Raw genomic sequence first — 14,215 nt, 5'->3', positions numbered from 1 at the left:
CGCCCAAGTGCTTCTGGTACCACGCAAGGTTGTCGGTGGAGCTTCCGAAGAAGCTCACGCCCGCGCCCGCGAAGGTGATCTTCGAGGTCGAGGCCAGCGCGAACACCCGGTTGGGATGACCGGCTTCGGCGGCGAGCCCGAGAATGTCGATGGCAGGTGCCGTCTCCTCCACCAGTGGATGCACGGCGTAGGCGTTGTCCCAGAAGATGCGGAAGTCGGGGGCGGCGGTCGGCATCGAGACCAGCTCGCGGGCCACAGCCTCCGAGTAGACGGTGCCGGTGGGGTTCGAGTACGTCGGGACCGTCCACATGCCCTTGATCTGCGGATCGTTCGCGACCAGATCTGCGATCATCGCAACATCCGGACCGTCCTCACGCAGGGGCACCGGAATCATCTCGATGCCGTATCGCTCGGTGATTGCGAAGTGCCGGTCGTAGCCGGGCGCGGGGCACAGGAACTTCACGGCCGATTCCTGCGACCACGGGCGGGGCGAATCGACGGTGCCGTGCAGCAACGACCACACGATCAGGTCGTGCATGATCTCGAGGCTCGCGTTGTTGCCGGCGATCAGGTTGTCGACCGGAACAGCGAGGAGCTCGGCGAAGATGGCGCGCAGTTCCGGCAAGCCGGTCAGTCCACCGTAGTTGCGGCAGTCGGTACCGGATGCGTCTCGGTAATCGTCGGCGCCGGGCAGCGACAGCAGCTCCGCGGAGAGGTCGAGTTGTGCGGGCGACGGCTTGCCGCGGGTCAGGTCCAGCGTCAGCTTTTCCGTCTTCAACTTCTGGTAGTTGGCGGTCTGGCGCTCGTGCTCTGCAACGAGTTCCTCATGGCTCATCAACCCGATCTGGGTCTGCGTAGGCATGCGGAGGAACCTTTCACCGTGCACGGTGACACGGGCATCGGCGGAAATTAAGGGGACCCCGCGCACCCGGCAGAGCCCGTTGACCCTTGCTGCCTTCCGGCCCTGGGGGAGTTCACAGGATGCGCGCCGCGCGGGATCCATCGGCAAGTGTAGAGCAAGCCCGGCACGGGTGTGCACCACCCCCTCCGATGTCCGGCAAATACTCGGCAGACCTGCCCGTTTGGGTAATCCGCCGCGGCATTCGGTATGCTTCCCCACGGAGGATTCGCCTAGTGGCCTATGGCGCTCGCCTGGAACGCGGGTTGGGTTAACGCCCTCAGGGGTTCAAATCCCCTATCCTCCGCCAACGGGAAGCCCGTGATCGACAACAATGTCGATCACGGGCTTTTTCGTCGTCGGTGCCACGCAGCACTCGACGGGACCGCTAGCGTGGTCCAGATACGACGCGGCACCGCGCGTCTGGACAGAAGGAACCGCCGAGACCGTGCCCATCGAGAAGAACAGCGCCCTCGACCGCGAGGCCGATGCACTGCAGGCCGCCCAATGGCGCGAGATGCTCGATCGAGAGATCGACGCCGTCTCGGCGGCGATCGAGGATGTCGAGAAACGCGCCCTGGTCGAACACCGTGTCGGCGCCGTCGACCGTGCCCGCAAGTTCGACGCCGAAAGCGGACGCCTCCGCGACAACCTGCGCGAACTGCATCGGATGCGCCGCAACCTGAAGGATCGGTTCGCCTAGCCGAGCAGCGGCGCCTGCCGAGTCACCCCGGCTTCCTCCGATGGCCGATTATCTTGTGCCACAACCCCACCCGCATGGGATCGCGCGGCCTCGACCGTCGTGACGGCGGTCGAGGCCGGCCGCGAGATGCTCAGGCGCGGTTCTGTTGCCGGGCCGCTTCGAGACCGGCGAGGTAGCCGAACACCAGCCCGAGAGAGATCGTCCCTCCGGCGCCACCGTAGAACCCCTTCGTGGGGGCACCGCCCGAATTGCCGGCGGCGTACAGGCCCGGGATGACCTTGCCTTCGGTGTTCAGGGCGCGTCCCGAGGCATCGGTCCTGGGACCACCGACGGTGCCGAGCGCACTGGCGTGGACCTCGAGCGCGTAGTACGGCGCGGTGTCGACCGGCCCGAGCACACTCGACTTCGGGCTGTTCAACATCGGTCGGATGATCTTCGCGAGAGGGCCGACCACCGCGGAACGCATCCGGTCGGGGTCGTTCTTCTTCGCCACCCGTCCTGCGAGTTTGCTCACGATCGGACCGATTGCCGCCGCGATGACCGTTCGGGTCTTTGCGGTGGCGGCGGGGAACCGTGCGTCGGGCGAATTCTTGCCCAGGCGAGGGTAGAAGGCGCCGAAATACCGGTCGAACAATGTGTCACCGCGGTTGAACTGCGGGTCGCGAGCACGTGCGGCCTCGGGATTGAAGCGGTCGACCGTGCGGAGCAGACCCACCTCGTCGATCCCGATCTTGCGCGCCAGTTCGGCCAGGTTGTCGGCGCGGTGGAGGTAGTCGGGCACCTCTCCGCCGGGCGTGACGCCGAAGATCCCGAACTTCGTCCAGTAGTTGTGATCGAAGATCAGCCAGGCCGTGGCGTTGGGCATGGTGCCCGTGGCCGGGTCGACCTCGCGCATGATCCGGCCGAACTGGTCGTAGGCCAGGGCCTCGTTCGCGAAACGCTCGCCCTTGCTGTTGACCATGATGCTGTGCGGCAGCGCGCGCTCGCCGAGGAACACACGGCTCAGCGGACGGCCCTCGAGTTCCTCACCGGGCAACTGCACGCCGGGCATCCACCAGGCGTCCTCCATGCCGGTCAGGTCGGCGCCCACCTCCTGGGCCAGCTGCACCGCGATGCCGTCATGCCCCTTGGGGGAAACCTGCACATCGAACGGCGCGCCGAGGTAGGTCGTAGTGACCTCGGGCGAACTCTCGAACCCGCCGCTGGCCAACAGGACGCCCCTGGTGGCACGGACCGTGTGCTCGACGCCGTCGGCCTGGACCACGATGCCCCGTACCCCCGACTCGTCGGTGACGAGCCGCGTCGCGGGTGCCTCGACGCGCACGTCGACACCGTTGCGGAGGCCCGCCTCGAGCAGGGCTCCGATCAATGCCGGCCCGGCGAGCCACACGTCATCGATTCCTATGCCACCGAGCAGCCAGAACGGGAGCGGATTCTTGGCCATCCCCGTGGTCAAGGCCGGTCGGACATATTTTGCGTTCTCCCCCAGCCCCTCCGGAGAATACGGACCGGGGAACAGCGCCCGGCCGACGGATGCGCCGTCGATATCGGACCGGTAGTCCGGCCAGATCGTCGGGATCCACCCGAAGGCCGTGTTCTCCTCGATGTAGCGGGCGACGTGGGGGCCGGTTTCGAGAAACTTCTCGATCAGGTCGTGGTCGAGGATCTTGTCGCGGCCCTGCCCGTAGATGTATCGCCGGGTCTGATCCAGGTCGTCGTTCACCTTCAGGTCCTCGGTCGAGAAACCGTGGTTGGGGATCCAGGCGGCGCCCGCGGAGATTCCGGTGGCACCTCCGACGATCTCCCGGGATTCGACGACGAGAACTCGCGCGCCCTCCTTGGCTGCGGTCAGTGCCGCCATCAGGCCGGCGCCGCCGGACCCGACGATCACCACGTCCGCCTCGTCGGGGATGCCCTTCTCGGACACGTTCCCGATGGAGCCACTGCGCTGAGTCGATGTGCTGTCCATGATCCTCCGTACCGTCCTTTTCGGCCCTGCCCCTCCTCGAACCGGGAGAGTGCACCTCCTGCCATGTAGTTGAACACTCAACCATATTTTTCTATTCCTCGGAGCTGGGACCTGCCGGCCGGCGATACCCGTACGCCTGTCGTGGGCCGTTCGCTACGCCGTCCTACGGGTCCGACGGATACCGACGACCAGTCCGACGGCACAGGTCGCCACCGCTGCGGCGACGCCCTGCAGGACGTCGGGGTCGGTGAACGAGCCGCCGAGCAGTGCGCGTTCGAGATCGACGATGTAGGTCAGCGGATTGAACAGCGCGACCGTGCGCATCCAGCCCGGGCCGGTATCGAGCGGCAGCATCATGCCCGACAGGATCAGCAGCGGGAACAGAACCGTTTGCTGCACTGTCCAGAACAACCATTCGCGGTTCTGGGCGGCGAGCGCGAGCGCGCACGACAGCGCGCCGACCCCGATCCCGAAGATGCCGAGGACCACGAGCCCGGCAAGCAGATGCAGCGGGTGGAGGATGAATCCGAACGGCACGCACAAAACGACGATGAGCAGACCCTGCACGACGAGGGGCGCGAATTCCTTGAGCGCCCGCCCCACCAGGAGTGACGACCGGCTCAGCGGGGTTGCAAGGATGCGCTCGTAGGATCCGGTCATCAACTCGTACAACAGATTCGATCCGGTCATCGATGTTCCGAAAAGCGAGATCATCACGATCACGCCGGGCACGAACCACTGCAGCGTCTCCGCCGTGGAACCTTGGCCGAGAGCGCCGGTGAGCAGCGGTCCGAACAGAGCGAGGAAGACCAGTGGCTGCAGCAGCGAGAAGATCAGGGTCATCGGATCGCGCAGCAGCAGCAGGATCTCGCGAACGAAGACCGCAGAGGTGTCCGAGACGAATTTTGCGAGTCCGCTTCTCTCCGGTGACGACGCGTAGCCCCCGGTGCGCACCGGACCGGTTTCGATCCCGACGTTCATCACGCGGCCTCCTCTCGCAGGCTCCGGCCGGTGAGGTTGAGGAAGACGTCGTCCAGGCTGGCCTGCGCGAGCGACGCCGACCGGATGGACCAGCCCGCCAGACGTAGGGATTCCATTGCGGCAGGTAGACGTTCGGCACCGTGCGTGGTTGCGATGGTGACGGTGACGTCGCCGGCCGAGCCGTCGGAGCCGGATTGCACCCCTATGTCGCCGATCTCCGGGGGCAGGCACCGCGCGACGCCGGACACGGTTGCGCTCGATGCATCGGCAGGGCACGCGACGAGAGTGATGACGTCGTCGGCGTACTCCCGCTCGAGCTGGGCGGGCGGGGCGTCGGCGACGACCCGGCCGTGGTCGATCACGACGACCCGCTCGGCCATGTGGTCGGCCTCTTCGAGGTAGTGCGTCGTAAGCACGATCGTCATTCCGGATTGCTTCCGCAGGGCTCCGATGTGCTCCCACAGGTTGGCGCGACTGTGCGGATCGAGACCGGTCGTGGGCTCGTCGAGAAACAGCAGCGGCGGACGGTTCATGAGGCCGAGCGCGATGTCGAGGCGTCGCTTCTGGCCGCCGGACAGCGACTGGATGCCGCGTTTCCCGAGGCCGGTGAGCTCGAGCGATTCGACGAGATCCGCAGCGCGACGACGATATTCGGACGACGACAGCCCGTAGAAGCGGCCCTGGTTGTGCAGTTCGTCCCGCACCTTGTACGAGTAGCCGCCTCCGTTGCCCTGCCCGATGTAGCCGATGCGGGCGCGAACGCGCGCCGGGTCGCGGACGACGTCGAACCCGGCGACTTCGGCCGTTCCGGATGTGGGCGTGAGCAGACTGGTGAGCATTCGAATGGTGGTGGACTTCCCCGCACCGTTGGGGCCGAGGAACGCTACCAACTCGCCGTCCGCGACGTCGACATCGATGTTTTCGACCGCTCGGATCGTTTCGTTCTTGCGATGAAAAGTCTTGGTCAGACCGCGCGCTCGGATCATGGATCCTCTTTTCGTACGTTGTACCGAAATGAGGTAGCCAAGATTACCATGCGGTGTACGAGAATGGCTTCGACAAGGAGGAATACGTGACGAGCGAAGAGGGCGGCGAATGCGTTTCGCCGGACGATGACGAGATCGTCCGCACCCCCGAAATCACCCGTCGTCTGGCGTTGCTGTGGGATCCACCGGAACCCAAGACCCGGGGACGGCGAGCCAGCCTGACCCGCGCCGATGTCGTCCTGGCCGGCATCGCCCTCGCCGACGAGGGTGGCCTCGATGCACTGTCCATGCGCCGGGTCGCCGCCGCCCTGAACGTGGGCGCGATGTCGCTGTACACGTACGTCCCCGGTCGCACCGAACTGATCGACCTCATGATCGACCGCGCCTATGCCGAACTCGACCTACCCGAGGCCGGGGCACCGTGGCGCCCCGCGCTGTCCCAGTACGCACATCAGTGCTGGATGCTCTACCAGCGGCACCCATGGATCCTCCAGACCAACATGTGGCGCGCACCGCTGGCACCCCATGTCCTCGACGCTCAGGAGGCCGGACTGCGCATCCTCGTCGATACCGGCCCCACCGAGCGTCAGGTAGTCGAAATCCTCAGCGTGGTCGATAATTTCGTTCAGGGTCTGGCACGGACCGCGATCGCCGAGGATCGTGAACGGGAGAGCACCGGCCTCGACAGCGACGCCTACTGGACCTCCATGAGCAGCTTCTGGGCCGACTGGTTCGATGTCGAACGCTTCCCCACCATGAACCGCATCTGGGAGAAGGGCGGTTTCGACGACCCCGCCGGCCCACTCGAATCGAGCCTCGAACGGCTCCTGGACTCGATCGAGCTCACGATCGACCGGGCGCGAAACAGTTCGTGACACCGCCCGCTATTCGCAGGCGACACCGTCGCCGTCGCCGTCCATCTTCGGTCGGTAGCCCGGCTGGCCCACATAGAGCGGGGCGGCGCCCGCGGCGCGCGCCGCCGCGCAGTTCTCGTAGTACACCGACGACGACACATCGGGCGCTACCGGCGCAGGCTGGGGCTGGGGTGCGGGCTGGGGTTGAGGTGCGGGCTGCGGCTGGGGTGCGGGCTGCGGTTGAGGTGCAGTCGTCGGCGGCGGTGCGCCGACCGTGGTCTCGGAAGCGAGCCCGCCTCCGCACTCCGTGAGGATCCGCGCCATCGCATCGTGCTCGGCCTGCGTCACCCACAGCTGGTAGACGGCCTTGACCTGCACCTGACGAGAGACATACGTGCAGCGGTACGAGCGGTTCGGGGGCAGCCACGTCGCCGCGTCTCCGTCGCCCTTCTGCTGGTTGGTGGGTCCGTCGACGGCCTGCAGGTTGCGGGGGTCGTTCGCGAAGTCGACGCGGGTCTGCGGGTCGAGCTGCTGGGCACCCTTCTGCCACGCGTCGGACAGGGCGACGACGTGGTCGATCTGCACGGCGCTCGAGGTGTCCTGTCCGCGGGTGAACGCGATGGTGGTGCCGGTATACGCGTCCTGCAGCGTGCCCGAGAGCACCACGCAATCGCGTGTTCCCTGCCGGAAGGTGAGGTCGACGAGGTCGCGGCGCAAGATGTCGTTGCGGGTGTCGCAGCCGTTGTGTCCGCCGTCGACGTCGACGTCGTCGCTCCACGCCTGCCCGAACAGGTCCCGGTCGTAGCCGGTCTTGGGCGCGCGGCCCTTGATCGGCAACGTCGCGAGCTGCGTCAGCGCCGCGGACGCCCCCGACACCGCCGCGCCACCGCTGGGCACTTCGGCTGCGGGGGTGACAGGCGCGGGCGCTACCGTCGCCGTGGCCGATGCTCGGGTGGTGGGGTCGGTTGCCGACGTAGCCACCGGCGCGTCCGGTGCGCTCGATTGGGTAGCCGTATCGCCCGGAGAGCCGGCGCATCCCGCGAGCAGCACGGCGGCGGCGGCGAACCCGACGATGCCGCGGGCAAGACACGAGCCGGACGGTGCAACGCGTTTCGATACCAACGGGGGTTCTCCTGGGCGAAAGAAGGAAGCGACTACCCGCGTCTATCGTGACCACTCCCAGGTTGTTACATGTGCTACACAACTGTCGGCCGGAAGCGACCGATGCCCCGCAACTCTCTACCATGGCGCGAGTGGTGGGATACGGCAGGAAACTCCAAGCGCTGGCGGTCGCGCTGTCGTCACTCGCCGGTTTCGTCGACGCGATCGGATTCATCACCCTCGGGGGTGTCTTCGTCTCCTTCATGAGCGGCAACTCCACGCGCCTGAGCGTCGGACTCGCCGACGGCCTGTGGCACGAAGCAGGGATCGTCGCGGGTGTGCTCGCACTGTTCGTCGTCGGCGTGATCATCGGCGGAATCGTCGCCGAGCTCAACGACCACAGTCGGCGGGCCCGCAAGACCGCCGTGCTGGCCACCGTCACCGGATTGTTGTTCGTCGGCTCGATCGGTGCCGTACTGGACTGGACGCCCCTGTCCATCATCGCCATCATTCTCGCGATGGGCGCCGAGAATGCGGTGTTCCGCCGCAACGGTGAAGTCAGCATCGCTCTGACCTACATGACCGGCGCCCTCGTGAAGATCGGTCAGCGCATCGCCGCGGCATTCTTCGGCGGTCCTCGCTGGACCTGGTTGCCGTACCTCGGGTTGTGGGGTGGGCTCATCGGCGGAGCCATCCTGGGAGCCCTCGCACACAAGTTCCTCGGTCTGCACGCTCTGTGGATCGCGACCGCGTTCGCCGGAATTCTCACGGTCGGGGTCCACTCGCTGCCCTACCGTTCCTGACCGACTCCTTCGGGCGCCTGCCGGATATGTCCGGTGCCGGTCGGGCTGTACCGTGCGTCACCCATACCCCCGTACGGTACCGGTGCTCGGATACGGTGCATCCATGCGCGCCCGTCCCTACGCCACTACGAGCCCCTCCCGGCTCGCTGCTGCCCTTCTCGAAATCGCCGCCCGTAACGGCCTGGAGGCAGCCAGCGTACGCGAGGTCGCGAACGAGGCAGGCGTATCGATCGGTGCAGTGCAGCACCACTTTCCGACCAAGGACGAGATGCTCGCCTTTTCGTTCCGTGCACTCGCCGACCGTGTGCTCACCCGACTCGCGAGTGCCGATCCCGACATCGATCCGGCGCGTAGCCTGTTCTCCGCGCTGAGCCAACTGCTGCCCCTCGACGACCAGCGCGGAAGCGAAGCGCACGTGATGGGGGCATTCGCGGTGCGCGCGGTGACGTCGCCGTCGCTGAGGACCATCCGCAGCGCGACCCTGTTCACGATCAGGTCCGGCCTCGCAGCCGTATTGATCCGTATGGAAACCCCGGACCCCGAGACCCGGGCAGCACTGCTGCTCGCCGCAGTGAACGGTTTGGCCCTCGACGCCGCCTCGAGCCCGGAGCTGTACCCGCGCGAGTACCTCACGCATGCACTGCACACCCAGATCCACCTCGCGCTCGATTGCGCCGACGCGCGCTGAGACCCCGCTCCCGACCGTGACGGCCGGATGTCGCATCGCGGTGGTTAGTCTGCATGAATGTCACATTCGGCCCCACCCGGAGACGGACGCGGAGCCGGGGACGACCGGTACGACAACGGTCGGAGCGGCGCAGGCCGATTCGCGCCCAGCCCGTCCGGCGACCTGCATCTCGGTAACCTCCGCACCGCCGTCGTGGCATGGTTGTTCGCCCGCTCCACCGGCCGCCGGTTCCTGCTGCGCGTCGAAGACCTCGACCGTGTCCGATCCGGCGCCGAACAGTCGCAGCTCGGGGACCTCGCCGCGATCGGCCTGGATTGGGACGGCGAGGTGGTGCACCAGTCGCGCCGACTACGGTTGTACGACGCGGCGGTCGCGCGCCTCACCCGCGCAGGCCTGACATACGAGTGCTACTGCACACGACGAGAAATTCAGGAGGCGACGTCGGCTCCCCATGCTCCCGCCGGCGCCTATCCGGGCACGTGCCGGCATCTGAGCGCCGACGAGCGGGAAGCGAAGCGGGCTGCGGGCCGCCCACCCGCCGTCCGGCTACGGTCGGGCGAGCCGTTCTACACGATTCACGACCTGTTGCACGGCGACTTCACCGGCATCGTCGACGACCTGGTGCTGCGTCGCAACGACGGCACACCCGCCTACAACCTCGCCGTGGTCGTCGATGACGACGCGCAAGGCATCGACCAGGTTGTGCGCGGCGACGATCTGCTCACCTCCGCCCCCCGCCAGGCCTACCTCGCGGCGTTGCTGGGGTTGTCCGTCCCGGTCTATGCGCACATACCGCTCGCGTTGAACGCCGACGGAAAGCGCCTCGCCAAGCGCGACGGTGCCGTCACTCTCGCCGATCAGGCCGCCCGCGGCCACACGCCGGCCGATGTTCTCGGGACCATCGCCGCTTCCCTGAAATTGGCCGACCCCGGCGAGCCGGTATCCCTGCCGCTGCTTCTGGACCGTTGGAATCCGAAGCGGTTTCCCCACGAACCATGGATATTTCGCGATGATGCCGCTCCGTGACACCTCGGGTCCTGCCACACCGAAATAGTGCATTTCGACCGACCGACACGTAGTCTGCGCGGGAGAATGCATGTCATCCATCCATCCTTTGGAGAGGATCAGATGAGCAGCGGCGGCTTCGACCCGAACAAGGACCCTCAGGACCAAGGCGGCGATCCGGACCGGCCGGGTGGTTCATATCCTCCACCCGGCGGCGGTTACCCTCCTCCACAATTCGGCAATTACCCGCCACCGTCCGGTGAGGGCTATCCCCCACCCGGTGGTGGCTTTCCCCCGCCGCCACCCGGCGGTTATCCACCACCTCCCGGTGGTTACCCACCACCTCCCGGTGGTTACCCACCACCTCCCGGCGGTTACCCACCACCTCCCGGCGGGTTCGACAGTGGCTTTTCCTCCGCAGCACAGCTGAGTGTGGGCGACGCGATCTCCTACGGGTGGCGGAAGTTCAGCCAGAACCCCGGCGTGTGGCTCATATTCATGGTGATCGCCTTCGTCATCCAGGCTGTCCTCAACGGCCTCTTCAACGGATTCGATTTCTCGTTCTCGATGGACGGCACCGATAACGTGTTCACCGTCTGGTCGCTCGTCGGCAGCATCGTCACCGCCGTCGTCGGGTATCTGATCCAGGCAGCCTTCGTGCGTGGCGCGCTCAGTGAAGTCGACGGGCAGAAACCCGCGCTCGGAACATTCCTTCAGGTCGGTGCGGTCGGAGCGGTGATCGTCGCAGGTCTGCTGGTCGGCATCGCTACGGCAGTCGGCTTGATTCTGTGCATCGTTCCCGGCCTCGTCGTCGCGTTCCTGACGTGGTGGACCATGCAGTTCGTCGTCGATCGCAACCAGGATGCGATCACCGCGATCAAGTCGAGCTACAAGGCGGTGACGTCGAACGCCGGCACACTGCTCCTGCTGGCCTTGGCCCTGATCGGCATCAACATCGTCGGCGCGCTGTTGTGCGGACTCGGGCTCCTCGTCAGCATCCCGGTATCGATCATCGCGTCGACCTACGCCTACCGAGTCACTACCGGCGGACCTGTCGCTCCCTGATACCACCGCGTCACCCGGACGCTGTACGGTGGCGAATCCGCATGTAGATCATCAAGGGAGGCCCATGACCACCGGTGGATATCCGCCCCCGCCGTCCGACCCGCAGAATCCAGGCCAGTACCCCGGTTCGAACCCGCACTACGGCGGGCCACAGCCCGGATACGGGCAGCCGAACGATTACACCCAGCAGTTCCCCCGCCAGGGACAGCCCGGGAGTGCGCCCGACGGTGCCCAATACGGCAATCAGTACGGTGCGCCGCAGCAGGGGGCGCCGCAGTACGGGGCACCGCAGCAGGGCACGCCCCACTACGGCGCACCGCAGTACGGAGCACCGCAGTACGGAGCACCGCAGGGCGATCCGTACGGAGCCGGCCCCCAGTTCGGCAGTGGCGCTCCCGGATTCCCGCCGGCACCGGGTCCGGGGTTCGGTCCGAGTCGACCCGGAGATCTGTTGCCGCGCCTCGGTGCTCGCATCATCGACGGACTCATCGTGGGCATCCCCATGGGCATCCTCACCGCGATCGTGACCTTCGGCAGCAGTAGCGGATTCATGGCGCTGCTCATGTCCGTCCTGTCGGGCGCAGTGGCGTTCGGGTACTGGACGTATCTCGAGTCGTCGAAGGGCGCGACCTTCGGCAAGCAGCTGCTCGGGCTGTCGGTCGTCGCGCCGGGCGGGGGTCTTCCCACCCTCGAGCAGGCGGGCAAGCGCAACGCGTTCGTGGCGCTTCAGGCGCTCACCGGGATCCCGATCCTGGGCTGGCTGGTCAGCATCGCACTGCTCGCCGCGTATATCGGAATCGCCGTGACCATCGAGCAGGACGGCAACAAGCAGGGCTTCCACGACAAGTTCGCCGGAGGCACGCAGGTCGTCAAGTCCTGACGTTTCGGTTCGATCCACAGCAGGCCCTGTTCCTACCGGACGGGGCCTGCTCGGGGTCAGGGCGAGCGAAGCGACGGGGCTCGGTCGGGACAGGGCGAGCGAAGCGACGGGGCTCGGTCGGGACAGGGCGAGCGAAGCGACGGGGCTCGGTCGGGACAGGGCGAGCGAAGCGACGGGGCTCGGTCGGGACAGGGCGAGCGAAGCGACGGGGCTTGCGCAATCCTGTGCAACTTCGCGATCGGCGACCTGGAGTGCTTGGATATCCGGGTGACCGAGCACGGAACCAATTCCCCGACCATCGCACCCGCGCATGTGGCCTTCGCTCGGGTCGGGCACAGCTTCTACCCCGGGATCCTGGTCCTGTTCACCGCTGTGCTGATGATTTCCAACATCTCCGCCACCAAGGGCGTCGCCTTCTTCGGCGACACGGAGTTCGCGCTCGGCCCGCTTCAGATCCTGCCGATCATTACCGACGGCGGGTTCTTCCTGTTTCCCCTCGCGTACATCCTCGGCGACGTCCTCAGCGAGGTGTACGGGTTCGCCGCGACACGGCGCGCAGTCCTGTTCGGTTTCGGAGCTGTGGCGCTGTCGGCGCTGTGTTTCTGGCTCACGGGGCTGTTGCCGCCCGCCGACTTCTACGAAAACCAGGACTCGTTCGACGCGGTGCTCGGTGTGGTTCCGCGCATGCTGCTCGCGGGTCTGGCCGGATATCTCGTGGGGCAGTTGCTCAACTCGTACGTGCTCGTCCGCATCAAGGCGCGCACCCAGGAAAAGCACCTGTGGGCGCGGCTCATCGGGTCGACGGTCGTAGGCGAGTTCGCCGACACCCTCATCTTCTGTGCGATCGCGGCCGGTGCCATCGGCATCACCACCTGGTCCGACTTCGTGAACTTCGTGGTGGTCGGCTTCCTGTGGAAGACACTCGTGGAGATCGTGGTCCTGCCCGTCACGTATCGCGTCATCGCATACGTGAAGAGCCGCGAACCGAGCTACGGCTGACGTTTCGAGGCGTAGAAGCGTCCCAGCATCTCGGCCTTGTACTCGGCGAAGTAGCCGCCCTCGATACTGGCGCGGATGTCGTCGACGAGCCGCACCGTGAACCGCTCGTTGTGGATCGTGCACAGCGTCGAGGCGAGCATCTCCTTCGCCTTGAACAGGTGGTGGATGTACGCGCGGGTGTAATGCGCGCAGGTGTAGCAGTCGCAGTTCTCGTCGATGGGCGTGAAGTCGCGCCGGTACCGGCTGGTGTTGATGTTGAACCGGCCGTCGGGTCGATAGATCGCCGCGTTGCGTGCCACTCGTGACGGGTTGACGCAGTCGAACGTGTCGGCGCCCGCCTCGATCGCGACGAACATGTCGTCGGGTTCGCTGATGCCGAGCATGTGCCGGGGCTTGTGCTCGGGCAGTTCCTCGGAACACCACCGGACGATGGTGCCCAGGTTGTGCTTCTCGAGGGCACCGCCGATGCCGTAACCGTCGAATCCGCGCCCCGACTCGCCCTCGATCGATTCGAGCCCTCGGCATGCCTGGCGCCGCAGGTCCTCGTACTGCGCGCCCTGCACGACCCCGAACAGCGCCTGATAGGGACGGTGGGTGCGCTGTGCGGTGAGCTTCTCGTGCTCGGCGATGCATCGCACCGCCCACGCCTGCGTGCGCTCGATCGAACGCTCCTGGTAACCACGGGTGTTCATCAGGGTGGTCAGCTCGTCGAACGCGAACATGATGTCGGCGCCGAGCTGATGCTGGATCTGCATCGACACCTCGGGGGTGAACCGGTGCCGCGACCCGTCCAGATGCGATTTGAAGGTGACGCCGTCGTCGTCGACCCGTGCCAGACGTTCCTTGCCGTGCGCGATCACGTCGTCGTTCTGTTCGCCGACGGCTTCCATCGCAATGACCTTCTTGAAACCCACCCCGAGCGACATCACCTGGAAACCACCGCTGTCGGTGAAGGTCGGACCGGGCCAGTTCATGAATTTTCCGAGTCCACCGGCCTCGTCGACGATGTCGGCTCCGGGCTGGAGATACAGGTGGTAGGCGTTCGCGAGCAGCGCCTGCGCGCCGAGGTCCGCCATCGATTCGGGCAGCACCGCCTTGACCGTGGCCTTGGTGCCGACCGCCACGAAGGCCGGAGTCCGGATGTCGCCGTGCGGCGTGTGGATGGTGCCCGTGCGGCCCGAGTCGTTGTCGAGGCGGGCTCCGAGGGTGAAGAACGGGGAAGGCGGGGTCGGCACGGGAAGATCGGCGCTACTCGGGTCGGTCACCCCACGATTGTGTCATCG

14 protein-coding genes, 1 tRNA gene and 1 other RNA gene are annotated in these 14,215 nt (G+C 66.5%); 9 read left to right on the top strand and 7 right to left on the bottom strand.

All coding sequences use genetic code 11. The annotated features are described in order from the left end of the window. Together Q8814_RS06110 and ffs are read right to left on the bottom strand one after the other, a co-directional pair. Window positions 1-862, bottom strand: an 862-nt coding sequence (locus Q8814_RS06110; RefSeq protein WP_330151121.1) for an aminotransferase class I/II-fold pyridoxal phosphate-dependent enzyme, incomplete at its 3' end; no start/stop codon positions are given. A 47-nt stretch (window positions 863-909) separates the two neighbouring features. Next, window positions 910-1,004, bottom strand: an RNA gene (ffs, locus tag Q8814_RS06105) — signal recognition particle sRNA small type. A 116-nt stretch (window positions 1,005-1,120) separates the two neighbouring features. On the opposite strand from ffs, the gene Q8814_RS06100 reads away from it, so the two are divergent. Together Q8814_RS06100 and Q8814_RS06095 are read left to right on the top strand one after the other, a co-directional pair. Then, window positions 1,121-1,208 (top strand) — tRNA-Ser (locus tag Q8814_RS06100). Between the two features lie 138 nt (window positions 1,209-1,346). Further along, window positions 1,347-1,601 carry a hypothetical protein gene (locus tag Q8814_RS06095; protein WP_330151120.1) on the top strand — a complete coding sequence of 85 codons (255 nt, stop codon included), beginning with the start codon at window positions 1,347-1,349 and terminating at the stop codon, window positions 1,599-1,601. A gap of 130 nt (window positions 1,602-1,731) precedes the next feature. Here Q8814_RS06095 and Q8814_RS06090 read toward each other — a convergent pair whose 3' ends face one another. The 3 genes from Q8814_RS06090 to Q8814_RS06080 form a co-directional block, all read right to left on the bottom strand. Next, a complete protein-coding gene (locus Q8814_RS06090; RefSeq protein WP_330151119.1) occupies window positions 1,732-3,570 on the bottom strand; it encodes an FAD-dependent oxidoreductase in 1,839 nt (612 codons plus the stop codon). 153 nt (window positions 3,571-3,723) lie between these two features. Next, complete coding sequence (locus Q8814_RS06085; RefSeq protein ID WP_330151127.1) at window positions 3,724-4,551, bottom strand: ABC transporter permease; 828 nt, start codon at window positions 4,549-4,551, stop codon at window positions 3,724-3,726. Further along, window positions 4,551-5,537 (bottom strand): ABC transporter ATP-binding protein, encoded by a 987-nt coding sequence (locus tag Q8814_RS06080; protein WP_330151118.1) that lies wholly within the window; start codon window positions 5,535-5,537, stop codon window positions 4,551-4,553. The genes Q8814_RS06085 and Q8814_RS06080 overlap by 1 nt, the downstream gene beginning before the upstream one ends. Before the next feature lie 86 nt (window positions 5,538-5,623). Between Q8814_RS06080 and Q8814_RS06075 the strand changes: the two genes are divergently transcribed. Next, window positions 5,624-6,412, top strand: a complete 789-nt coding sequence (locus Q8814_RS06075) for a TetR/AcrR family transcriptional regulator (protein ID WP_330151117.1) — start codon at window positions 5,624-5,626, stop codon at window positions 6,410-6,412. A 9-nt stretch (window positions 6,413-6,421) separates the two neighbouring features. Here Q8814_RS06075 and Q8814_RS06070 read toward each other — a convergent pair whose 3' ends face one another. Next, the gene (locus tag Q8814_RS06070) at window positions 6,422-7,513 is read right to left on the bottom strand and encodes a GmrSD restriction endonuclease domain-containing protein (protein ID WP_408015843.1); all 1,092 of its coding nucleotides are present in this window, start codon (window positions 7,511-7,513) and stop codon (window positions 6,422-6,424) included. Window positions 7,514-7,644: 131 nt separating this feature from the next. Between Q8814_RS06070 and Q8814_RS06065 the strand changes: the two genes are divergently transcribed. The 6 genes from Q8814_RS06065 (at window position 7,645) to Q8814_RS06040 (ending at window position 12,932) form a co-directional block, all read left to right on the top strand. Beyond that, complete coding sequence (locus tag Q8814_RS06065; RefSeq protein WP_330151125.1) at window positions 7,645-8,295, top strand: YoaK family protein; 651 nt, start codon at window positions 7,645-7,647, stop codon at window positions 8,293-8,295. A 103-nt stretch (window positions 8,296-8,398) separates the two neighbouring features. Next, complete coding sequence (locus tag Q8814_RS06060) at window positions 8,399-8,983, top strand: TetR/AcrR family transcriptional regulator (protein WP_330151116.1); 585 nt, start codon at window positions 8,399-8,401, stop codon at window positions 8,981-8,983. A gap of 57 nt (window positions 8,984-9,040) precedes the next feature. After that, window positions 9,041-10,009 carry a tRNA glutamyl-Q(34) synthetase GluQRS gene (gene gluQRS, locus Q8814_RS06055; protein WP_330151115.1) on the top strand — a complete coding sequence of 323 codons (969 nt, stop codon included), beginning with the start codon at window positions 9,041-9,043 and terminating at the stop codon, window positions 10,007-10,009. A 102-nt stretch (window positions 10,010-10,111) separates the two neighbouring features. Further along, entirely contained in the window at window positions 10,112-11,053 is a 942-nt protein-coding gene (locus Q8814_RS06050; protein ID WP_330151114.1) for a DUF2189 domain-containing protein, read from the top strand. Window positions 11,054-11,117: 64 nt separating this feature from the next. Further along, window positions 11,118-11,933, top strand: coding sequence for an RDD family protein (locus Q8814_RS06045; protein ID WP_330151113.1), 816 nt, complete (start codon window positions 11,118-11,120; stop codon window positions 11,931-11,933). A gap of 267 nt (window positions 11,934-12,200) precedes the next feature. Then, entirely contained in the window at window positions 12,201-12,932 is a 732-nt protein-coding gene (locus tag Q8814_RS06040) for a queuosine precursor transporter (RefSeq protein ID WP_408015842.1), read from the top strand. On the opposite strand, the gene tgt is transcribed toward Q8814_RS06040, so the two are convergent. Then, window positions 12,923-14,197 (bottom strand): tRNA guanosine(34) transglycosylase Tgt, encoded by a 1,275-nt coding sequence (gene tgt / locus Q8814_RS06035; protein WP_330151112.1) that lies wholly within the window; start codon window positions 14,195-14,197, stop codon window positions 12,923-12,925. The genes Q8814_RS06040 and tgt overlap by 10 nt on opposite strands. Window positions 14,198-14,215: the final 18 nt, after the last annotated feature.

Origin of the sequence: Rhodococcus chondri (genome assembly GCF_036327435.1) — a bacterium.
GTDB classification, from domain to species: Bacteria; Actinomycetota; Actinomycetes; order Mycobacteriales; family Mycobacteriaceae; genus Rhodococcus; species Rhodococcus chondri.
This window is presented reverse-complemented; position numbering and strand designations above follow the sequence as displayed.